This is a genomic window from Bosea sp. PAMC 26642 (assembly GCF_001562255.1).
Classification (GTDB): domain Bacteria; phylum Pseudomonadota; class Alphaproteobacteria; order Rhizobiales; family Beijerinckiaceae; genus Allobosea.
On the sequence record NZ_CP014301.1, the window covers coordinates 2,077,717 to 2,099,176 of the forward strand.

General features: G+C 66.1%; 20 protein-coding genes. 8 read left to right on the plus strand and 12 right to left on the minus strand.

Annotated elements, in window-relative coordinates; all coding sequences use genetic code 11:
* The first annotated feature begins 23 nt into the window (after positions 1–23).
* The 3 genes from AXW83_RS09830 to AXW83_RS09840 all read left to right on the plus strand — a co-directional run bounded on the left by AXW83_RS09830 (position 24) and on the right by AXW83_RS09840 (position 2,575).
* Positions 24–803, plus strand: a complete 780-nt coding sequence (locus tag AXW83_RS09830) for an SDR family oxidoreductase (RefSeq protein WP_066612753.1) — start codon at positions 24–26, stop codon at positions 801–803.
* A gap of 123 nt (positions 804–926) precedes the next feature.
* Positions 927–1,850, plus strand: coding sequence for a DMT family transporter (locus AXW83_RS09835; protein WP_066612755.1), 924 nt, complete (start codon positions 927–929; stop codon positions 1,848–1,850).
* 104 nt (positions 1,851–1,954) lie between these two features.
* On the plus strand, positions 1,955–2,575 hold the full coding sequence (locus tag AXW83_RS09840) for a helix-turn-helix domain-containing protein (RefSeq protein ID WP_066612764.1): 621 nt from the start codon (positions 1,955–1,957) through the stop codon (positions 2,573–2,575).
* Between the two features lie 16 nt (positions 2,576–2,591).
* Here the strand turns inward: AXW83_RS09840 and AXW83_RS09845 are convergent, their stop codons facing one another.
* The 6 genes from AXW83_RS09845 to lysM all read right to left on the minus strand — a co-directional run bounded on the left by AXW83_RS09845 (position 2,592) and on the right by lysM (position 8,490).
* On the minus strand, positions 2,592–3,524 hold the full coding sequence (locus AXW83_RS09845) for a c-type cytochrome (protein WP_066612767.1): 933 nt from the start codon (positions 3,522–3,524) through the stop codon (positions 2,592–2,594).
* Positions 3,525–3,617: 93 nt separating this feature from the next.
* Positions 3,618–3,956, minus strand: coding sequence for a cytochrome c (locus AXW83_RS09850; RefSeq protein ID WP_168166083.1), 339 nt, complete (start codon positions 3,954–3,956; stop codon positions 3,618–3,620).
* Positions 3,957–4,169: 213 nt separating this feature from the next.
* Positions 4,170–6,479 (minus strand): xanthine dehydrogenase family protein molybdopterin-binding subunit, encoded by a 2,310-nt coding sequence (locus tag AXW83_RS09855; protein ID WP_066612772.1) that lies wholly within the window; start codon positions 6,477–6,479, stop codon positions 4,170–4,172.
* A gap of 98 nt (positions 6,480–6,577) precedes the next feature.
* On the minus strand, positions 6,578–7,534 hold the full coding sequence (locus tag AXW83_RS09860) for a YiiG family protein (RefSeq protein WP_236841874.1): 957 nt from the start codon (positions 7,532–7,534) through the stop codon (positions 6,578–6,580).
* Positions 7,535–7,599: 65 nt separating this feature from the next.
* Positions 7,600–7,908: a rhodanese-like domain-containing protein gene (locus AXW83_RS09865; RefSeq protein ID WP_442855231.1), complete on the minus strand. Its 309-nt coding sequence runs from the start codon at positions 7,906–7,908 to the stop codon at positions 7,600–7,602.
* Positions 7,909–8,049: 141 nt separating this feature from the next.
* Positions 8,050–8,490 carry a peptidoglycan-binding protein LysM gene (gene lysM, locus AXW83_RS09870; protein WP_066612775.1) on the minus strand — a complete coding sequence of 147 codons (441 nt, stop codon included), beginning with the start codon at positions 8,488–8,490 and terminating at the stop codon, positions 8,050–8,052.
* Between the two features lie 170 nt (positions 8,491–8,660).
* Here lysM and AXW83_RS09875 point away from each other — a divergent pair, with 170 nt between their 5' ends.
* Both AXW83_RS09875 and AXW83_RS09880 read left to right on the plus strand, forming a co-directional pair.
* Positions 8,661–9,089, plus strand: coding sequence for a GlcG/HbpS family heme-binding protein (locus AXW83_RS09875; protein WP_066612789.1), 429 nt, complete (start codon positions 8,661–8,663; stop codon positions 9,087–9,089).
* Between the two features lie 108 nt (positions 9,090–9,197).
* Positions 9,198–10,253: an NAD(P)/FAD-dependent oxidoreductase gene (locus tag AXW83_RS09880; RefSeq protein WP_066612792.1), complete on the plus strand. Its 1,056-nt coding sequence runs from the start codon at positions 9,198–9,200 to the stop codon at positions 10,251–10,253.
* A 25-nt stretch (positions 10,254–10,278) separates the two neighbouring features.
* On the opposite strand, the gene AXW83_RS09885 is transcribed toward AXW83_RS09880, so the two are convergent.
* Together AXW83_RS09885 and AXW83_RS09890 are read right to left on the minus strand one after the other, a co-directional pair.
* Positions 10,279–12,774, minus strand: coding sequence for a hypothetical protein (locus AXW83_RS09885; protein WP_066612795.1), 2,496 nt, complete (start codon positions 12,772–12,774; stop codon positions 10,279–10,281).
* A gap of 170 nt (positions 12,775–12,944) precedes the next feature.
* The gene (locus AXW83_RS09890) at positions 12,945–14,180 is read right to left on the minus strand and encodes a urate hydroxylase PuuD (RefSeq protein WP_066612802.1); all 1,236 of its coding nucleotides are present in this window, start codon (positions 14,178–14,180) and stop codon (positions 12,945–12,947) included.
* Between the two features lie 120 nt (positions 14,181–14,300).
* Here AXW83_RS09890 and uraH point away from each other — a divergent pair, with 120 nt between their 5' ends.
* On the plus strand, positions 14,301–14,651 hold the full coding sequence (gene uraH, locus AXW83_RS09895) for a hydroxyisourate hydrolase (protein WP_066612804.1): 351 nt from the start codon (positions 14,301–14,303) through the stop codon (positions 14,649–14,651).
* A gap of 5 nt (positions 14,652–14,656) precedes the next feature.
* Positions 14,657–16,081, plus strand: coding sequence for an allantoinase PuuE (gene puuE, locus AXW83_RS09900; RefSeq protein WP_066612806.1), 1,425 nt, complete (start codon positions 14,657–14,659; stop codon positions 16,079–16,081).
* A gap of 6 nt (positions 16,082–16,087) precedes the next feature.
* On the opposite strand, the gene AXW83_RS09905 is transcribed toward puuE, so the two are convergent.
* The 4 genes from AXW83_RS09905 to AXW83_RS09920 form a co-directional block, all read right to left on the minus strand.
* On the minus strand, positions 16,088–16,849 hold the full coding sequence (locus tag AXW83_RS09905; protein ID WP_066612807.1) for an SDR family NAD(P)-dependent oxidoreductase: 762 nt from the start codon (positions 16,847–16,849) through the stop codon (positions 16,088–16,090).
* Positions 16,850–17,005: 156 nt separating this feature from the next.
* A complete protein-coding gene (locus AXW83_RS09910) occupies positions 17,006–17,935 on the minus strand; it encodes an IS110 family RNA-guided transposase (protein WP_066612810.1) in 930 nt (309 codons plus the stop codon).
* 271 nt (positions 17,936–18,206) lie between these two features.
* Positions 18,207–19,670, minus strand: a complete 1,464-nt coding sequence (locus tag AXW83_RS09915; protein WP_066612812.1) for a UdgX family uracil-DNA binding protein — start codon at positions 19,668–19,670, stop codon at positions 18,207–18,209.
* Between the two features lie 63 nt (positions 19,671–19,733).
* Entirely contained in the window at positions 19,734–20,969 is a 1,236-nt protein-coding gene (locus tag AXW83_RS09920) for a putative DNA modification/repair radical SAM protein (protein ID WP_066612814.1), read from the minus strand.
* Between the two features lie 164 nt (positions 20,970–21,133).
* Here AXW83_RS09920 and AXW83_RS09925 point away from each other — a divergent pair, with 164 nt between their 5' ends.
* Entirely contained in the window at positions 21,134–21,313 is a 180-nt protein-coding gene (locus AXW83_RS09925; RefSeq protein ID WP_066612816.1) for a hypothetical protein, read from the plus strand.
* Positions 21,314–21,460 lie beyond the last annotated feature (147 nt).

The window sequence follows — 21,460 nt, forward strand, 5'->3', positions numbered from 1 at the left end:
CGAGCAGTTTTCGGAGAAGTTTGATGGATCTTGGAATCTCAGGCCGTACGGCCATCATCTGCGCCTCCAGCAAGGGCCTCGGCCGCGGCTGCGCGCAAGCGCTGGCCGAGGCCGGGTGCACTGTCGTGATCAATGGCCGCGATGCGGCCACGCTCGAGGCGACAGCCAGCCAGATTCGTGCCACGACCGGTGCCACGGTCCTTTCCGTCGTCGCCGATGTCTCGACCAGGGCGGGCCAGGACGCCCTGCTCGCGGCCGCTCCCGAGCCCGACATCCTGATCAACAACAATGGCGGCCCTCCGCCCAAACCGTTTCGCGAGGTCTCCCGTGAGGCGCTTCTGGAGGGCGTCGTGCAGAACATGGCGACGCCGCTGGAACTGGTGCAGCGCGTCGTCGACGGCATGATCGCGCGACGCTTCGGCCGGATCGTCAACATCACCTCTTCCAGCGTGCTGACGCCGCTGACGGGGCTCGACGTCTCCTCGGCGGCGCGCGCGGGCCTCACCGCCTTCCTTTCCGGCGTCGCGCGGGAGGTGGCCCATGCCAACGTCACCATCAACAACGTCCTGCCCGGCGCCTTCGACACCGACCGGCTGAAGAGTTCGACGACCCGGATGGCCGCGCTGAAGGGCGTGACGCCGGAGGCTTTCGCCGCCGCGCGCCAGACCGAGATCCCGGCCGGCCGCTTCGGCACGGCGGAGGAGTTCGGCAATGTCTGCGCCTTCCTCGCCAGTGCCCATGCCGGCTACATCACGGGACAGAACCTCCTGATCGACGGCGGCGTGTTCAGGGGCAGCTTCTGAACTGCCCGTCCCGCCCGCCGCCGGTCAGGGTTGCAGACTCGACGCTTTGAGTCGCACGCCCGGCATGGTCTAAGGACGCGGTCTTGTAGAAGACCCTGTCCCTCCTCCCGCCGCACCGGTCCGTTGTCTCCCCTTCTCGGCATCAGCCTCAAACTCGTCTCCGCCTTGGTCTTCACGCTGATGTCGGCCGGAGTGAAAGCGATCTCGGCCCGCTATCCGACGGGTGAGATCGTATTCGTGCGCTCGTTCTTCGCGATGATCCCGCTGTTGATCTGGCTCGCATGGCAGGGTCCCGTGATTCAGGCGCTGAAGACAGACAATCTGCGCGGCCATCTCAAGCGCGGCGTCATCGGCTCGACGGGGATGTTCTGCGGCTTCACCTCGCTGCAATTCCTGCCGCTCTCCGATTCGGTCGCGATCGGTTATGCCGCCCCTCTGGCGGTCGTGGTGCTCGCGGCCGTGATCCTGAAGGAGCGCGTGCGGATCTATCGCTGGAGCGCGGTCACCATCGGCTTCGTCGGCGTTCTGATCATGCTGGCGCCTTATATGAGCGGCGTCGGTCAGGGGCTGGCACCGGGACCGGCCTTCGGTGCGGCAATCGGCCTTGCCGGCGCCTGCTGCTCCGCATTCGCCTCGATCGAGGTGCGGATGCTGACGCGTACCGAGAAAACCGGCGCCATCGTGTTCTATTTCATGATCATGACGAGCCTGCTGGGCCTGTCGACCATCGTGCTCGGCTGGCACATGCCCGGCTGGCAGGATGCACTGATGATGGTCGCAATCGGCATTTTGGGCGGCCTCGGCCAGATTTTCCTGGTGCAGGCCTATCGCTACGGCGACGCCTCGCTGATCGCCCCCTTCGAATACTCGACCATGCTCTGGGCGATCGCCATCGGTTGGTTCGTCTTCGGCGATTGGCCGGTCAGCACGGTACTGATCGGGGCCACCATCGTCATCGCGTCGGGCATTTACGTGATCCTGCGCGAACAGCAGCTCGGCCTGCTCAAGCGCGAGCAGCGCGAGGTCGGACCGCCGCGCGCGACCTGACCGGGTCCGGCTTGCCCGATCGTCCCGGAACGGGCAAAGTCCTTTAAGTCAAACGATCGTTCGCTTCCGCAAACGATCCACGCGGATGAGGTCGATCGAACGGCATGGGAATCGAGACCAGGGAGAGGGTAGGCCGGGAACTCGAATCGGGCGCCCAGGTGATTTCGGGCCAGCTCGGCAAGACGATCCAGCGCCTGCGCAAGGCCTACAACCTCTCGCTTTCGGAGCTTGCCGAACAGTCCGGCGTCGCCAAGTCGATCATCAGCCAGATCGAGCGCAATGAGACGAACCCGACTTTGGCGACGATCTGGCGCCTGTCGCAGGCGCTCGACATCTCGATCGAGCGCGTGCTCTCCAGCGGCGAGGAAGAATCCTTCATCGACAAGACGGCCAAGGCCGACACGCCGATCCTGGTTTCGGAAGACGGCAAGCTCAGGCTTGCCATCATCGGCTGGATCAAGACGGTCGAATGGCTGCAATGGTACGATGTCCAGTCGGAAGCCGGCGGCGAACTCGACTCCGAAGGGCATCAGCGCGGCTCGATCGAATCGCTCTCTGTGACGTCGGGCGAATTCGAGGTCGAGGTCGGCGACATCATCCAGCGCGCAAAAGCCGGCGAAACCCTGCGCTACCGCTGCGACCGCCGCCACGTCGTCCGCTGCGTCGGCAGCCAGCCGGGAAGCGCCCTGATGGTCTGCATCCTCAAGGCGGCGGTGATGGAGTAGCCCTGCGCGGCTGGACTCAACTCCCCGTCTTCGCCGGCCTTACCAGCCCCTGCACCGCCGGCAGCGACTTCAGATACTCCGCCATCGCCAGCCGGTCGGCATCCGACAGCTGAGCCATGTTGCGCACCACGGCGGCCATCGTGCCGCCGACACTGTCGAAGCTAGGCGTGAGGCCGGTCTTGAGGAGTTCGGCAATCTCGCTCTTCGACCATTTGCTTAAGCCGCTTTCGGCCTGGGTGATGTTGGGAACCCAGCCCTTGCCCTCAGGATCGGGCCCGCCGGCGAAGCGCGTCGCCTGGACGATCGCACCCAGCGCGTTGCGGTTCGAGTGGCACTCGGCACAGTGGCCCGGGCCGTTCACCAGATAGGCGCCGCGGTTCCATTCCTCGCTCTTGCCCGGATCGGGCTTGAACGACGCTCCGTCGAAGAACAGCAGCTTCCAGCCGCCGACGACGCGGCGGATGTTAAAGGGGAACCGCAGTTCGTGGTCCTTTGCCCTGCCCTCGAGGGGCGCCAGCGTTCGGATATAGGCGAAAAGATCGGCCAGCGCCTTGGGCGGCATCAGCCGGTAGGAGGTATAGGGGAAGGCCGGATAATAATGCTGGCCGGACGGGGAGGTCCCTGTCGCCATCGCATCGACGAAATCCTTCACGCCCCAGTTGCCGATGCCGTCGCGGGTGTGCGGTGAGATGTTGGGAGCATGGAACTTGCCGAAGGGCGAGCCGAGTTCGAGCCCGCCGCCGAGCCTGAGCCTGTCGTCCTGGCCCGGGGTGGCATGACAGGACGAACAGCCGCCCGCCGCGAAGAGCAGCTTGCCGTTCTCGATGTCGGGGGCCGGCAGCGTGCCGATCTCCGGCGAAGGCGAGACCACGCGCGGATCGGTCAGCACGACGAAGCCGGCAAGTCCCAGCGCGGCGAAGATAGCGAGCGTGATCAGCAGTCGGCGCATCGGGCCCCTCCCTGCCGGTGTGAATGCGTCCAGAGCGATAAAGATCCCTGGCCGGATGGCAAGCCCGGCGGCCGGACGACCGCCGGACGCACCTTACCGGGCTACGCGATACGTCTCATGGCAGGCAGCGCAATTGTCCGTCGCTTTCTCGAACGCTTGGCGGAAACCCGCCAGCGTCGTCGAGGCCGCATCTCCGGCGGCGGCGTCCGCATCGAATTTCGCGATGGCCGCTGTGAAACCGGCCCGGTCCGCCCAGATCGCCGCCGCAGCCCGCGTGTTGCCGCTCTGCGACCCTTCTGGGAACAGCGTCGCGAGCTTGCGGCTCGATGCGCGATAGGTCGCGAAGACGGCGCGGGCGGCGGTCGGATCGAAGGGCTTGTCGGCTTTTGCGATCGCCGCCCCGTCGCGGCTTGCGGCGCTGATCGCCCGCATCGTGTCCTTCCGCTCGGCGATCGGATCATTCTGGGCGTTTGAGGCAGAGGTCAAAATCAGACACAGGCCGGCACAGGCAAGGCGAAGCATAGGCCACTCACGGTTCCGGCGCAGCCGCCGAGGCAGGGACGCGCGGAACCGCGCGACTCCACCCTGACAGGGGCCCTCGCGTCGTGGCGAGCAGTTTCGAATGCTTCCAGCTTCACGATCCTGTCAGAGCGGATAGCCCGCCGTCTTCAACGCATTGAACACCTTGATCGGGGTCGCCGGCATGTCGATCGCCTTGATGCCTGCGGCCCGGTTCAGCGCATCGACCATCGCGTTCATCACGCCGGGACAAGCCCCGATCGCGCCGGCCTCGCCCGCCCCCTTCACGCCGATGGCGTTGGTGACGCAGCGGACATTGCGCGTCTCGAAATGGAAGTTGGGGATGTCGATCGCGCGCGGCAGGGCGTAGTCCATGAAGGTCGCGGTCAGCATCTGGCCTTCCGCGTCGAAACGGATCTCCTCCATCAGCGCCTGGCCGATACCCTGCGCCGCGCCGCCATGGACCTGGCCCATCAGCATCAGCGGATTGAGCGTCACGCCGAAATCATCGACCACGACATAGTTGACGATCTCGGTCGCGCCGGTTTGGGGATCGACCTCCAGCTCGCAGACATGGGTGCCGTTGGGAAAGGTTGCCGCCGGCGGCGTCCAGCTCTGATGCACCCGCAGCATGGCCGATGTCGCGCCCGGCAGCGCCGCGATCGCCGCGAGATCGAGCGCCTTGTCGGTGCCGACGACGCGCACTGCGCCGTCGACGATCTCGAGATCGCCGACGCCGGCCTCGAGCTTTTCCGACGCCAGTTGCTTGAGATTGTCGGACAGGATCTCGGTCGCCTTGTTCAGCGCCGCGCCGCCGACGGGGATCGAGCGCGAGCCGCCGGTGCCGGAACCGGTCTCGACCTTGTCGGTATCGCCCTGGATGACGCGGATGCGGTCCATCGGGATGTCGAGATGCTGCGAGACCAGCTGCGAATAGGCCGTCTCATGGCCTTGCCCGTTCGACTGCGTGCCGATCAGCACGGTCACCATGCCGTCCTTTTCGAGGATCACGGTCGAGCTTTCGGGTCCGCCGCCGCCGCAGGCCTCGATATAGCAGGCCATGCCGATGCCGCGGATCTTGCCGGCCTTGTTGGCGGTCTTGAGCCGGGCCTTGAAACCTTGCCAGTCGGCCACCTCCATCGCGCGGCGCATATGCCCCTCGAACTCGCCCGAATCATAGACCGGCCCGGTCTGCGTGATGTGCGGCATCTCGCTCGGCTTGACGAAGTTCAGCGCGCGCACCGCATCGGGCGTCTTGCCGGTCTCGATCGCGATCGCGTCGACCAGCCGCTCGATCAGATAGGCCGCCTCTGGACGACCCGCGCCGCGATAGGCATCGACGGGCGTGGTGTTGGTAAGGACGCCCCGGAAGCGCACATGCACGGCCGGGATGTTGTAGCAGCCCGGCGTCATCGTCGTGCCGACCCAGGGAATGAAAGGTCCGTACTGCGAGAGATAGGCGCCCATCTCGGCCGCCAGATCGACCTTGAGGCCGATGAACTTGCCACGCTTGTCCAGGGCCATCGTCGCCGTGGCGAGATTCGCCCGGCCATGCGTATCCGCGAGGAAGTGCTCCGTGCGGTCGGCGACCCAGCGCACCGGGCGCTTCAGCATCTCGGCCGCGACCATCGTCAGCGGGTATTCGCGGTACATGAAGATCTTGGTGCCGAAGCCGCCGCCGACATCGGGCGTCACCACGCGGATACGCTTGGGGTCGACCTTGAGGATGGAGTTCGCCAGGATGTCGCGCGTGCCGTGGCTGCCCTGGCTGCCGAGCGTCAACGTCCAGCGCTTGTCGGCCTTGTCGAACTCCGCGATGCAGGCGCGCGTCTCCATGTAGTTGGAGGCGAGGCGGTTGTTGACGATGGTGATCGAGATGGTCCGGTCGGCCTTGGCGAAGGCGGCATCGGCCTTGGCTTTGTCGCCCTGCTCCGCCTCGAAGGCGACATTGCCCGGGCGGTCGGGCCAGACCTGCGGTGCCGCGGGATCGAGCGCCTCCGTGATCCCGGTGATCGACGGCAGCGCCGTCCAGGCAATGTCGATCGCCTCGGCGGCGTCGCGCGCCTGGTCCAGCGTCTCGGCGACGATGAACGCCACCGCCTCGCCGACATGCCGCACGATGTCGGTCGGCAGCACCGGAACCGGCAGCGGCACCACCGGTTCGCCCGAAATCGTCTTGATCAGACCCTTGCAGGGGATGTCGCCGAGATGGGCGACGTCCTCGCCCGTCAGGATCAGTTTCACGCCCTTCATTCGGCGGGCGGTGTCCTTGTCGCGGATCGTGAAGGTCGCATGGGCATATTGCGAGCGCAGGACGAAGCCATGCAGGGCGCCCTCGACTGCCGTGTCGTCGGTGTAGCGGCCGGTGCCGGTCGTCAGCCGATGATCCTCGACCCGGCGAACCGGCTGGCCAAATCCAAATTTCATCGGACGCATGGTGGATTCCTCAGATCAGTAGAATGAAAGACTGGCGCAGAAACGCAGCCGCGTCAGCCCCGGCGCGTGATGCGGCGGGATGCGCTGGGCGCATTCGCTCAGCGCGCGACGCGGATCGCGGTATCCGACAGGGAGACCATGGTGTTGTAGGAGCTCACGAGCCAGTTGGCGTCGTTGGCGGCGCCGCGCCGCACATCGCCCTTGGTTTTCTCGAGCTTCTCGCGGAAATCACGCAGCTTGCCGAGCCATGAGCTCGCCTGGCTGTCGATAAGCAACGACGCCGAGGGATTGCTGTCCTTGAAGCGATCCATTTCCCGCACGGCGCCGGCATACTCGCTCACGGCGGCCCCGAAGGCCGCGATATCGACGATCGGCTTCTCTCCGCTCGGCATCAGGTCCATCACGGCGCGCGCATTGACCATGATGTTGCGGACCTGCCAGCGCACCGAACGGCCCTCCCGTTGCTCGAGCACTGCGAGTTCGCGCAGATCGAGCCCCTTCTTGTAGACCCTCATTCCTGCGTCGAGCCGCGCCCGCTCGTCCAGAAAGATTTTCGCGGCCGGCACCAGCTGCCCGTGCAGCTTGCGGCCCTCGGCCACGTTGTCGTCGCGATAGTCCTTGCGCTCGTAATAGCGTTCGGCCCGGGTGATCAGCGGCGCCAGCTCCTGATAGGCCTTGATGTAGCGCGAAACGGCGCGGTCGATTTCCGGCAATTCCGGCGGCTGCCCCGTGGCCTCTTCCGCGCGCCTGATTTCGCTTGTCACGTCGTAGAGGCTGTACAGGCCATAGGTGATGTATCGCTCCTGACCGGTCGGACCCTTCTGCATGTCCACCCAGCTGGCATAGCGCTCCCAGGACTGGATCGCCCGCAATGTCCGGTTCATCAGCGCCGTATAGGCATTGGATTTCGCGATCGCGGCCTGCAACCCGGCATCGCCTGCAGCCGATGCGCTGGCGGACGGAGCGGCCGGTCCCTGGGCCGACCCGGCCGTCGGCACGGCAGCTAGGAGGACGGCACCCATGGCCAGGCTGCGAACGACGGCAAAAATCGACATCAGGAATTCCTTTGGTCCTCGGCTGACGGCGATTGCCGCGAAACTCCGTGGAAGACGGCGAAAGGTCAGCGCTCGATCGGGCCGCCCTGCATGACCCAGTCCTTGAAGCCCCCGGCATAATGACTGTCGACGGACAGGCCTGCAGACTGTGCAAATTCCAGCGCACGCAGCGAGCGGATGCCGGCTGCGCAGGACAGGACGATGCGCTTGCCTGGCACGTCGGGGAGATCGGCGGGGTCGAATTGCGACAGCGGCAGCGACACGGAACCGGGAATACGGCCGGCCGCGAATTCATACGGCTCGCGCACATCGACGACCAGCAGGCTATCGTCGGCAAGTCCTGCCTTGACGGCATCGATATCGAGGTCGTTCACGATCAAGGCGCTTCCCCCGCTCAATCAGGCACCCCACCAGATAGAGCGCGAGCGCGGAAAATGCCAACTGCGCCATGCATGAAAGCAGGCTGCGCGCGGGCGCAGCCTGCTTTCGTCATGCATTCAGTAGCGCGAACAGCCTCAGGCCTTCGGCGGAATCCGCAGCACCCAGCCGGGCAGGATCAGGTCGGGATTCTTCACCGGCGGCGTGTTGGCCTTGACGATCTCGGTGTATTTAGCGCCCTGGCCCTTGCCGTAATGCTCTTCGGCGATCTTCCAGAGCGTATCGCCCTTCTTCACCGTGTAGAACACCGCCGCAGCCGCCTCCTTGGTCACGGCGAGATCGGATTCGACGGCAGCGACGCCAGCCGTGTTACCGAGCGCGAGGATGATCTTCTCGGCCTCCTCCGTCGAGACGGCCTTGCCCGAGACCTTGACCTTGTCGCCGTCGATCGAAATCGAAACGTCCGACGGCAGCCCGTGGCCGGCGAGTTCCTTCTGCAGATCGTCGGCCGTTGCGGCCTTCGCCGAACCGCCGAAGATCTTGGCGCCCGCTTCCTTGATGAAACTGAACAAACCCATCTTGCGTCCTCCTTGTGTCGGTTGGCCATGAAGCCCGCTGACGGCGACAAGTTCAAGACGGATTAACGAATTGGCAACGATCCCGGCTCGGGCGGCGTCGCCAAGCGCCCTCTTTCGCGGGAGGCTGCGGACTGGCACAAGCACCGGGCACGCAACTGGAGTTTTCCCCGATGCTCACCCTCGTCCAGGCCCAGACGATCCTGACGGCCGCCCTCGCCCATGCCGAAATGGCCGGCTTCAAGCCGCTCGCCATCGCCATCCTGGACGCGCGCGGCGCGCAGAAGGCCTTCGCCGCCCAGGACGGCACCAGCCTGAAGCGCGGCGAGATCGCTCATGGCAAGGCCCATGGTGCGGTGGCGATGGGGCTCGGCTCGCGCGCGCTCCACAAAATGGCGATCGAGCGGCCCTATTTCATCGAAGCCGCGACCCATGCCGTCGGCGGCTCGCTGGTGCCGGTCCCCGGCGGCGTGCTGATCCGCGATGCCGCCGGCGCAGTGTTCGGTGCCATCGGCATCTCCGGCGACACCTCCGACAATGACGAGGCCGCCGCCCTCGCCGGCATCGCGGCGGCCGGGCTCACGCCCGAAACCGGTGCCTGAACCCGGCGATACTCTCGCAAAACCACTTGCCAGACGCCGCGCAAGCCCGCATGTCACGCGCGACCCTGTCCGGTTTGCCGGATTTTTGAACGTTTCAAAGGAAATGCCATGAGCGCCGAGGCCGCTGAGGGCGAGATCATCACCACCGACGTCGTGATCGTCGGCGCAGGTCCGTGCGGGCTGTTTGCGGTGTTCGAGCTCGGGCTGCTCGACATCAGGGCCCATCTCGTCGACATCCTGCCGAAGGTCGGCGGCCAATGCGCCGAGCTTTACCCCGAAAAGCCGATCTACGACATCCCTGGATTCCCGATCGTCACCGGCCAGGGCCTGGTCGACAACCTGATCGAGCAGATCAAGCCCTTCGGCCCGACCTTCCACCTCAACCAGATGATCGAGGCGCTCGAGCCGACCGGTACCGCCGATGCCCCACGTTTTCGCGTCACCACCGATGCCGGCACCGTCTTCGAGACCAAATGCGTGCTGGTCGCGGCCGGCGGCGGCTCCTTCCTGCCCAAGAAGCCCCCCATCCCCGGTATCGAATCCTACGAGAACAGCAGCGTCTTTTACGCCGTGCGCAAGATGGAGGCCTTCCGCGGCCGCGATATCCTGATCGTTGGCGGCGGCGATTCCGCGCTCGACTGGACGCTCAACCTCCAGCCCATCGCCAACCGCGTCACCCTGATGCACCGCCGCGACGATTTCCGTGCCGCTCCCCACTCCGTCGAGCAGATGCGCGCGCTGGTCGCCTCGGGCCAGATGGATATGAAGCTCGGCCAGGTCACGGGCCTGAAGGGCGACGGTACGATCCTGGAAGCCGCAATCTGTCGCGACGCCGAGGGCCAGACCTTCGAGATCGCCTGCAACACCATGCTGCCCTTCTTCGGGCTGACCATGAAGCTCGGCCCGATCGCCGCTTGGGGACTGAACCTCAACGAGAACCTGATCCCCGCCGACACCGAGAAGTTCGAGACCAACGTGCCCGGCATCTTCGCCATCGGCGACATCAACACCTATCCGGGCAAGCTCAAGCTCATCCTCTCGGGATTCCACGAGGCCGCGCTCGCCGCTCAGAAAGTCCACCGCTACGTCTATCCAGACAAGCGGCTGACCTTCCAGTACACGACATCCTCGTCCTCGCTTCAGAAGAAGCTCGGCGTCGCGTAATCGCGGGGCCGACGATGACGGCCCCTCAATAACTCTGTGAAGACGAGACTTGCGGGCGATCGACCGGCGACGACGGCGCCACGGTGCCGAGACGCAGCGTGTCCAGAGTCGCCCGTGACGGGAGAGACAGGGTCGGCTGGAAGCGGTCGGTCCCCGACGCGACCAGGGGGGCCTCGCTCGCCGGCAGCGGTGCGTCGTCTTCCTCGGGCGCGGGCGGGCTGACCCGCTCGCGCAGTTCGGCGAACGCGCCGCCGATCGGGTGGAAGCTGAAGCGGATCTTGTGCGTTCCAGCCGGCACCTGCACGGCGCGGAAGAGCACGTTGGCCTTCAGGATCTCGACATCGACGCCGTCGAGCGTGGCCCGCCACCACGGGTGCCAGATGTCGTTCAGCACGACGAAGCCGGCCTGGGCAGCGTTAACGTCGATCTCGACTTCGGTGTTCTGGTAGCGTGTCAACTGGATGTCGGCCCTCGCCTCGCCTGGCCCCTCGGGGATGGCTTCCGGGGGCTCGGCATCGAGCAGCACGACCTGATGCGGATCGGCCTCGGGCCAGCGCCCGCCGGCCTTCATGTCGTCGAAATCAGCCAGCTGCCAGCCGCCGACGAACTGCACGCGCGGCAGGGCGCGCGGGTTCTCGTAGACATAGCCTTCCTTGGTGCGGGCGACGAGCTTGAGATCGCCCACATGCAGCTTGTAGTCGACCTGCTCGATGGGAACCGGCGTCGCGATGTAGCGCAGTCCGAGCAGATCGGCGAGGCGGCAGCGATAGGACGGGAACAGCGGCGTGAATTTGCGCTCGCTCGGCCCGGCGATCGAATCCCGGGTGCCGACCGCATCCGAGAAATCGGCCAGCCGCAGCGGGTTGTAACCGAGCGTATGGTCGAAGCCATGCACCATGCCGGCATTGGGCCATTCGAAGCCCATGCCGAGCAGTTCGACACGGTCGCGACGCGGCGACCCGGCCGGCTGTGCGACGAGCCGCTTCAGCACGCGCACCGTCTCGTTTTGCGTCTCGGGCCGCAGCACGTCGTAGATTTCGGGCGAGAGCGCCGTCGATTCATTGGGGCCGTTATTGGTGCCGAGATCGGCCCCGACGACGGCGGTGACGAGCAGGGCTGCGGCAAGCGGTCCGAGTCCGGTCCGCCAGCGCATCAGCGCCGCCACGACCGCAAGCGCCGCTGCAAACCACGCGACGGCCGACGCTGCGGGCCACCACGCATCGCGCAGATGCAGTTCCTGCGACGACACCACCAGCGCCAGAACGATCACGGCGGCGACAATCGCGCCACCGATGGCGAGATCGCGTTTGAGCGAGCCCAGCGTCTCCTCAGACAGGATACGGTGCAGCACATAGCCGGCCAGCACCGCGCCGAGCGCGCCGATCAGGAAAGTCGAGTCCGCGGGCCGGCGGAACGCCTTCACGCCCGGCAGGTAGTCATAGAACAGATGGAAGGCCGGCGTGTATCGCCCCAGCGCAAACAGCACCATGAACCCGAAGAGCAGGGTCAGCGGCAGCACCGCCTTGTCCAGCAGCCAGCCGCGCGAAAGGCCGGGGGCGATCAGCAGCAGCAGCGGCAGCGCGCCGATATAGACCTGCCCCATATTCTGCGACAGGAAGAGTTCGCTGGCGTTCCAGCCGGGGCTGTAGGGGCCCCAGAAATCGACCGCCGGATCGCGCGCGCCGAAGAGGTCGGCCACGAAGGCGGTCAAGAACGAGGCCGGATGCAGCGAGCCGCGGCCTGCCTCGACGAAATCGACCTCCGGCCGGGTCGTCGCCTCGGCGAAGAGCCAGGTCCAGAGCAGCGGCAGCAAGATGGTAGCGATGCCTGTGACACTCGCCACCGAGATCGCCGGCAGGCTTGCCCGAAAATCAGCCCAGCCGCCCGAAAGCCAATGCGCGACGACCATTCCGATCAGCACATAGACGCCGAGCAGCGCGACCTGGTCCGGCTCCAGCACCATCAGGGCAGCGGCAAAGCCGGCAAACGCCCCCGACAGCAGCGACGAGCGCTGCAGCATCCGCGCCGTCAGCCAGAAGGCGATGGCGAAGAAGGCGAGACTGGCGATCTGCCCGACATGCTGCACCCGCCAGGCCGCCGACGCGCCGAAGGCGAAGACCAGCGCCGCCAGCAGCCCGCCTGCCGGATGCCATTTGCGGTCGCGGAAGAACATCAGCAGAGCCAAACCGCCCGCCAGCAGATGCGCCAGCACATAGGCGTCGACCATGCGGAAGCTCGGCGAGGGCGAGATGAGCGCGAGCAGGATCGCGGGCGAGAAGATCAGGGATTGCGGGTCGGCCACCTGCGGCGACCCGCCGAAGACGTTGTGGGTCCAGAACGGCGACTGGCCGGAATGCAGCGCCTGGGCCAGGAACTGGATCTGCGCCTGGAAATGCGCCTTGGCATCGAAGGGAATCGTCACCGAGCCCGACAGCCAAGGCCAGCACAAGATCACCCAGACACAAACAAATCCCGTGGCCGCCAGCCGGTAGCTGACGCCCCTCTTCAGAATCGCGTTCAAGCGGACCCCCCGGTCCCCTCAGGCTTGGACGGCTCCGGATTCGGAACCAGCCTCCACCCTGTCAGTGACTGGACCATGCGGGGGGGCAGGTGAACCGAAACTGAATAAAATCGTCGACACCGCCGCGCTGGCCGAAGACGGTCAAGGAATGGTTGGCGCCCGCGCAGATTTCAGCGGGTATTCGACAACCAGGCCGCCAGCACGCGCCGCTCGGCCGGCGTGATGCCGGAGAGATTATTGGGCGGCATCGCATGGGTCATGACCGCCTGGACCCGGATCGCGCGTGCCTGCGCCGCGATGAATTCCGGCTCGTGCAGCAGTACGCCTTTCGGCGCGATCTGCAGGCCCGGCCAGCTCGGCTCGGGCGCATGGCACATGGCGCAGCGCCCCGACACGATGTTGGCGACCTCGACCGGCGGCAGCGCCAGCCCGGCCAGCAGCATCGGCTTGCGCTCCGGCAGCGGGGCAAGCCCGAGCCGGTCGCGCCTACCCGGCGAAGACGCCATGGCGAGCCAGAAGGCGAGCCACAGCGCTGCGAGCGCGACAGCCCAGGTCCACCACGGCGATTTCGCATGGTCGGCATGGCGGACGTTGAAGAAGTGCCGGATCAGCGCGCCGGCCACGATGATCAGCGCCACCAGCGCCGGGATCACCGCCGAATTGGCATAGGTCACGGGGTAGTGGTTCGACAACATCAGGAACAGCACCGGCAGGGTGATGTAGTTGTTGTGCGTCGAGCGCTGCTTGGCCGCCTTGCCGTATTTCGGATCGGGCTTTTCGCCGGCCGTCAGTGCGGCGATCACCTTGCGCTGGCCCGGCATGATGTTGAAGAACACGTTGGCGGTCATGATCGTCGCCATCAGCGCGCCGGTATGGATCAGCGCGCCGCGCCCCGAGAACACGGACGCGAAAGCCCAGCTCGCCGCCACGACATAGGAGAAACCGAGCAGGCCCAGCACGACGTCGTTGCGGCCCAGCGGCGAACGGCACAGCCAGTCGTAGAACAGCCAGCCCAGCGCCAGCGCCGCAATGCCGATCGCGCCCGCCGCCAGCGGCGAAAGCTGCATCACCGCCGGGTCGATCAGATAGAGCTCCGACTGCGCATAGTAGACCCAGACAAGCAGGAAGAAGCCCGAGATCCAGGTCCAGTAGGCCTGCCATTTGTGCCAGGTCAGCTCGGCCGGCATCACGGCCGGCGCGACCATGTATTTCCGCATCTCGTAGAACCCGCCGCCATGGACCTGCCAGGCGCGCCCGCCCTCTCCGGCCGGGATGTCGGCGGCGCCGCGTAGCGAAGCATCGAGGTGGATGAAGAAGAAGGACGAGCCGATCCAGGCGATCGCGGTGATCACATGCAGCCAGCGCAAAAGCTGGCTCCCCCATTCCATCAGATAGGCGTCGAGCATCTCGGTTTCCGGTCAGGGGCTGAAAGGCGGCTCGTGCCTGTGGACTTCGCCGCCGGTCAAATTACGGTTGGCGGCGTGGGACAGGCAAGCGCCGTTCCACGGAGACAGAGAAGGACGGACATGGCAGGACTTTCGACCCATATCCTCGACACACATAGTGGGCGGCCCGGTGCCGGCGTCGCCGTCTCGCTGCGGCGCCTGCTGCCAGACGGCACGCGCGAACTTCTGGCCGAGACGCAGACGAATGAGGATGGACGCGCCGCGCTGATGACGGCGGAGGATACGAGGCCCGGCGTCTACGAGATCGATTTCGCCATCGGCACCTATTTCCGCAGCCGAGGTATCGATCTGCCTGACCCCGCCTTCCTCGATCGCGTCACGGTCCGGTTCGGCATTTCAGACGTCGCGCGCCACTATCACGTGCCGCTTCTCGCCTCGCCCTTTGGCTACACCACCTATCGCGGCAGCTAAATTCCATGACAGGCACCGAGTATCCGCGCGATCTTGCTGGCTATGGCCGGCATGCCCCCCATCCGCATTGGCCGGGCGAGGCTCGCATCGCGGTCCAGTTCGTGATCAACTACGAGGAGGGCGGCGAGAACAACGTCCTGCATGGCGACGCAGCCTCGGAGGCGTTCCTATCCGAGATCGTCGGCGCCGCGCCCTGGCCCGGCCAGCGCCACATGAACATGGAGTCGATCTACGAATACGGCTCGCGCGCCGGCTACTGGCGGCTGTGGCGCATGTTCACGGAGCGGAACCTTCCGGCCACCGTCTTCGCGGTGGCGAGCGCGCTGCAGCGCTATCCCGAGATCGTCGGGTCGATGCAGGAGGCCGGCTGGGAGATCGCCACCCATGGCCTGAAATGGATCGACTATCGCGATGTGCCCGCCGAGCGCGAAGGCGCCGACATCGCCGAGGCGATCCGCATCCAGGCGCACCTCGCCGGCGAACGCCCGCTCGGCTTCTACCAGGGCCGCAGTTCGGAACGCACCACCCCGCTGATGATGGCGGAAGGCGGCTTCCTCTACACCGCCGACAGCTATGCCGACGACCTGCCCTATTGGCTCGAGGGTCCGCACGGCCCGCAGCTCTGCGTGCCCTATACGCTCGACGCCAACGACATGCGCTTCGCCACGCCGCAGGGTTTCAATGCCGGCGACCAGTTCTTCGCCTATCTCAAGGATAGCTTCGACACGCTCTATGCCGAGGGCGAGACCGCCCCGAAGATGATGTCGATCGGCCTGCATTGCCGGCTCGTCGGCCGGCCGGGACGCGCTGCCGCGCTCGCCCGCTTCCTCGACTATGTCCAGGGCCACGATCGCGTCTGGATCGCGACCCGGCTCGACATCGCCCGCCACTGGATCCGGCATCACCCGCCCGCAGGAGGCTACAAGCCGTCCGCGATGCCCAAGGGTCTCTTCGTCGAGGTCTATGGCCGCATCTGGGAACACTCGCCCTGGGTGGCAGAGGCCGCCTACGATGCCGGCCTGACGGCAGCTCAGGACGACGCGACAAGCCTCTACGCCGCAATGACGAAGGCGATGCGGGCAGGATCGCCCGGGCAGCAGCGCGCGCTCCTGCTCGCCCATCCCGACCTTGCCGGAAAACTCGCCGCCGCAGGCGAACTCACCCCGGAATCGAGCCATGAACAGGCCTCGGCCGGGCTCGACCGGCTGACCGGCGACGAACGCGTCCGCTTCACCGCCCTGAACGAGGCCTACAAGGCCCGCTTCGGCATCCCCTTCATCATCGCCGTAAAGGGCCTGAGCAAGGACGACATCGTCACCGCCTTCGAGGCCAGGCTGAAGAGCACGCCGGAACAGGAGTTCGAAACCGCGCTGGGGCAGGTTGAGAAGATCTCGCTGCTGCGGTTGCGGGAGTTGCTTCCTTCAAACTGACGGGTTCTACAACCCGCTGACCAGATGCCCGCCATCGACGGCCACCACCGCCCCGGTCATGAAGCGCGAAGCGTTCGAGCACAGCAGCAGCAGCGGACCGTCGAGATCGCCAAGATCCGCCGGCCGGCGCATGGGTATCCGCTTGATCAGCGCCTGCCCCACCTCGGTCGCGAAGAAGTCTCGGTTGATATCGGTCACGACATAGCCGGGCGCCAGCGCGTTCACCCGCACCTTGTGCCGCGCCCATTCCAGCGCCAGAGCCTTGGTGAGCTGGATCAGCGCCGCCTTCGAGGCGGCATAGGGTGCGACCGAAATCGCCACGCGCTCGCCCAGGATCGAAGCGATGTTGACGATCGACCCGCCGCTCTGCTGCCTGCTCATGATCCGCGCCGCACTCTGCGCCGCGAAGAAGCAGCCCTTCAGGTTGATGTCGAGCTGCGCATCCCACTGCGCCTCGCTCAGGTCGAGCGCGCGCTCCGTCTCGGCGACGCCGGCATTGTTGATCAGCACGTCGAGCCCGCCCATTGCGGCTGAGGCCTCGCCGAGTCCCGCCTCGATCGCCGCAACCGAGGCGACGTCCAGCACGAGCGGCGTTACCCGGCCCGGCAGTCCCGCGCAGGCCTCCGCCAGTGCCGAAAGCCGTTCCAGCCGGCGCGCCGTGGCCACCACATGCGCGCCCTGCCCTGCCAGCAGCGCGACGAAATGCGCGCCGAGCCCCGACGACGCCCCCGTCACCAGCACCCGCTTGCCCCTCAGATCCTCGAACATGGCCGCCCCGTCCGCTTCGCTTCAGCAGCAGAGGGGACACGCCCAGGCCACGCCGGTCAATCTGCGCAAAGGCTTACTCATCTTTTCACACCACCGCGCCGTCATTCCGGGCGGAGCGAAGCGGAGACCCGGCAACTGTGTCGTTGCGCATCCTGATCATGGCTGGAAGGCTGTGTTTGTCTTGATCATGGCGTTGAGGATTGTGAGGAGTTTTCTGGCGACGGCGATCAGGGCGACTTTTGCTGCGGCACTTCGTTCGAGGATGGCGTCGTAGAAGGCCTTGAAGCGCTGGCAGGTTCGCTTGGCTGCCAGTGCCGCCATGTAGAGGGCGCTCCGGACGCGGCTGCGCCCGCCCCTGATGCTGCGCTTGCCGCGGTGGCGGCCGCTGTCGTTGTTGAAGGGGGCCAGCCCCGCCAAGGCTGCTATCGCCTTTGGCGAGACATGTCCGAGTTCTGGCATCAGCGCGATCAGGGTGGTTGCGGTGACGTGTCCGACGCCCGGCGCCGAACGCAACAGAGCCTGTGTGCGGGCCAGGGCCTCGTTTGCGCACAAGGCATCGCTGATGAGGCGCTCGAGCGTGTCGATCTCGTCGTCGAGCCAGGCAAGATGGCGCGCCAGGCTGCCGCCTTGGTCCTGTCCCTCGCTGAGACGGACGCGCTCGGCGGCACGGATCGCGACGAGCTGGTCGCGGCGTTTGTGCAGTTGGGCCAAAGCGTTGCGAGCGGGCTCGACAGGTGCGTCGGGTTCCAGCGCGAGGCTGCGGGCCATGGCGGCGAGCATGCGGGCGTCGATCGCATCGGTCTTGGCCAGGCGCCCCGTGGCACGGGCGAAGTCACGCGCGCGCGCCGGATTGAGGCGCACGAAACGCAAGCCGGCCTGCTCCAGCGCCTGGCGCAGGGTTGCATCGTAGGGCCCAGTCGCCTCGAAGGCGACGAGGCTGCCGGCCGGATCGGCCAGCCCCGACAGCCAGGCCGCGATGGCCGGGCTCGTATTGGCGATACGAAGACTTGTGCCGCTCGCCTCATCGAACAGGTCGAGATGGTGTTTGGCGATATCGCATCCGATGAAGCAGGGGTGTATCGTCATGGGGCCTGTCCCTGTGCTGCGAGGTCCGGTGCAAGCGGCCTCGGTCAACTGTTCAGGATGGGTCTTGGAACGCGGGCGGGAGCCTGGCCGGGTCACGGTGTTTGCCACCAGGAATCCAACGGCTTCCCGCCCGCACCAATCATGACACAGATCAAACACAAGGAATCCATGCCGGAACGCCAATCTCGGAAAGGTTCAGGCATGGATTCCGGGTCGCAGCTTCGCTACGCCCGGAATGACGGCGCTTGTGCCATAGAGGCCTGTCCCGTCGTTATGCGGCGTTTTGCGCCATCATCTCTGGCACCACCACACCAACCCGCCTAAGATCGGCGATGAAGCGGGCCGTTTCGCTGATCTTCGCCTCCTCGTCGGGCAGGCGCAACAGATAGGACGGGTGCACTGTCGCCAGCAGCGGCGTGCCGTCGTCGAGCGCGAGATCCCCTTCCCGCACCGAAGCCAGCGAGCCGGAGTGCCCCGTAAGCGCCTTCAGCGCGCTCGCCCCCAGCGCCACGACGAGACGCGGCTTGACGAACTCCCTCTCCAGCCCAAGCCAGAACCGGCAGGCCGTGATCTCGCCGGCATTGGGCTTCTGGTGGATGCGGCGCTTGCCGCGCAGCTCGAACTTGAAGTGCTTCACGGCATTGGTGACATAGGCGCGCCGCCGCGCCAGCCCCGCCTCGCCCAAAGCCTTGTCGAAGACCTGCCCGGCCGGCCCCACGAAAGGCTTGCCCGCCAGATCCTCCTGATCGCCGGGCTGCTCGCCGACGAACATCACGGGTGCGTCGAGCGGACCCTCGCCGAAGACGGTCTGCGTCGCATGTTCGCAAAGGCCGCAACGTCGGCAATCGCGAGCGGCAGCGGCCGCCTGCTCCCAGCTCTCGATCGCCTCGGGCGCCGCAACCGATCCGGCCTCTTGCCGCTGCGACTGCCGAAGATGCCGTTCGGGTGGCAAGGTCGGCGCAGACAGGACCATCTCCTGCGCACGCCGGCCGGCACCTGCGATCAGCGGCGAAATCAGCGCGGCCTCGGGCAGGTTCTTCCAGTATTTCTGCGGCATCTCGGCCTGCATCGCCTTGATCTTGAGCCGGGCCGGATTGAAGATATTGGCGTAATAGGTCCGCCAATACGCCTCCATCGCATCCTCGCTCGGCGCGTCCGCCTTGGCGGCGCCGGCGGTGAGATGCAAGGTTTCGCCATCCCAGTGCAGCGAACGCAGCGGCGTCAGGATCGACCAGCGCATCGCCGAAAAGCGCTTCACGAAGAAGGACGAGACCCGCTCGACGATGAAATGCTCGGGCTCGAACCAGGCGACGAAGGCCTCGCGCCCCTCCGCATCGGCGATCTCGCGGAATCGCACGAACGCCGTCATCTTGTGCATGTCGCGCCGCACCGCCCGCGCCATCGCCTCGGCCCGATGCACGTCGATATCGGTCGCGACGTTCAGGAGATGCGGCTCACCCTGCAGCCGCAGCAGCAGCCGGTAGATCAGCCCGAAGCGCTCCGGATCGCGATGGCATGCGACCTGCGCGGCAAGCTCGGGAAAATCGCGCGGGACCCTGGGTTCCAGCCCCGACACCGGCGCATCCGGATCGACCTCCTGGCCGTCGAACAGGCTCAGCCCGTCGCCGACCTGCCAGGCGATGTCGCCGGGCAGGATCTGCTGCCGCACCAGCACCCGCGCATGGCGCCGCCAGCCCTCGAAATCCGCCGGATGGGCGAGCCGCACCACGAACATCAGCGCGTGATCCAGAAAAGTGCAAACGGGGACTCGGACATGATTATCCTCCCGCGCGCGGTTTCACAGCAGCGACAATTGCTGCGGGCGGGGCGCCAGATGCAGACGCAGCCGCTCGCTGTCGAGCAGCGCCCCGGGCCGCCAGCCCTCGGCCACGATGAAGTTGCGCAGGGTCGTCAGGGAACGGGCCAGCCGGCCGATATCCTCAAGCCGCAGCCGCCGGAACCGTCGCATCGCGAGGATGCGCCCGACGCTGCGCGTCCCCAGACCCGGCACCCTCAGCAGCGTCTCCCGGTCGGCCTTGTTCACGTCGACAGGAAAGCGGTCGCGATGCCGCAGCGCCCAGGCCAACTTTGGATCGACCGTGAGATCCAGCATCTCTCCCGAGCCGGCATCGAGGATTTCGCCGACCTCGAACCCGTAGAAGCGCGTCAGCCAGTCGGCCTGGTAGAGCCGGTGCTCGCGCATCAAGGGCGGCTCGACCAGCGGCAGTTGCGCCGATGAATCGGGGATCGGACTGAACGCCGAATAATATACCCGCCGCAAGCCGAAGGCGCCGTAAAGCTGGGCACTGCGCTGCAGGATCGAGGCATCGCTCGCCCCGTCCGCGCCGACGATCATCTGCGTGCTCTGTCCGGCCGGCGAGAACACCGGCGCACGCCGCGACTTCGCCCGCTCGGCCTTGCTCTCGTCGATCCTGAGCTTCAGCCCGCCCATCGCCGAGCGGATGTCGCGCGACTGCTTCTCGGGCGCGAACCGCTTCAGCGAGATGTCGCTCGGCAGTTCGACATTGATCGAGACGCGATCGGCGAAGAGTCCGGCCTGGGCGACGAGATCGGGACTCGCGCTCGGGATCAGCTTGAGATGGATGTAGCCGCGAAAATCATGGGTCACGCGCAGGCTCTCGGCCACCCGCACCATCTCGGCCATTGTGTAGTCCGGCGAGCGGATGATGCCCGAGGACAAAAACAGTCCCTCGATGTAGTTCCGCTTGTAGAAGTTCAGCGTGAGATCAACGACCTCCTCCACCGAAAACCGGGCACGGGCGACATTGCTCGACGAGCGGTTGATGCAGAACACGCAGTCATAGCTGCAGAAATTCGTCAGCAGGATCTTGAGCAGCGAGATGCAACGCCCATCGGGCGCATAGGAATGGCAGATGCCGGAGCCCGTGGTCGAGCCGATGCCCTTCGAGCCCAGCGAATCCCGTTTCGTCGTGTTGCTGGAGGCGCAGGACGCATCGTATTTCGCCGCATCGCTCAGGATTTCCAGCTTCTGCATGACCGTGGGCGGGGACATCGGGTCGCCTTTTCGTTCGTGATTTGTTCTTATGACACGCCGCAGCGCGCCGAGCCATAACCAGCGCCGAGGCCTTTCGTCGCGCCTACCGCGATTGCCCCAGAGCGGGAACTCCCTTCCGTCGCTCGCGTTGCCCAAACAGATTCGTCACGGGAGGGATGCACATGTTCAGGATTCTTTTGATCATTGCGGTGATCGCCATCGGCTACGATGCCGTCGTTCATCAGGGCGCCTATACGCGCAGTGCCTGGACGAGCGCTGTGGGCATGACCGATTCGGCGGTTTCCAACGCCAGGCAGCTCGGTCTAGGCGCCCGCGAGGAAACGCGCACCCAGACCAACTAGCAAAAGCCGCGACAGAGCCGGTTGCGCGGCGACCGGCCTTTCTCTTTACCATCGAGCCATATGGCGGCCCTTGAAGGTCGTGTTTATGCTGCAGCGCAGCGGTTTCGGCTGGACAGGATCGGACGTTGGCTTGACACTCGCCACTTC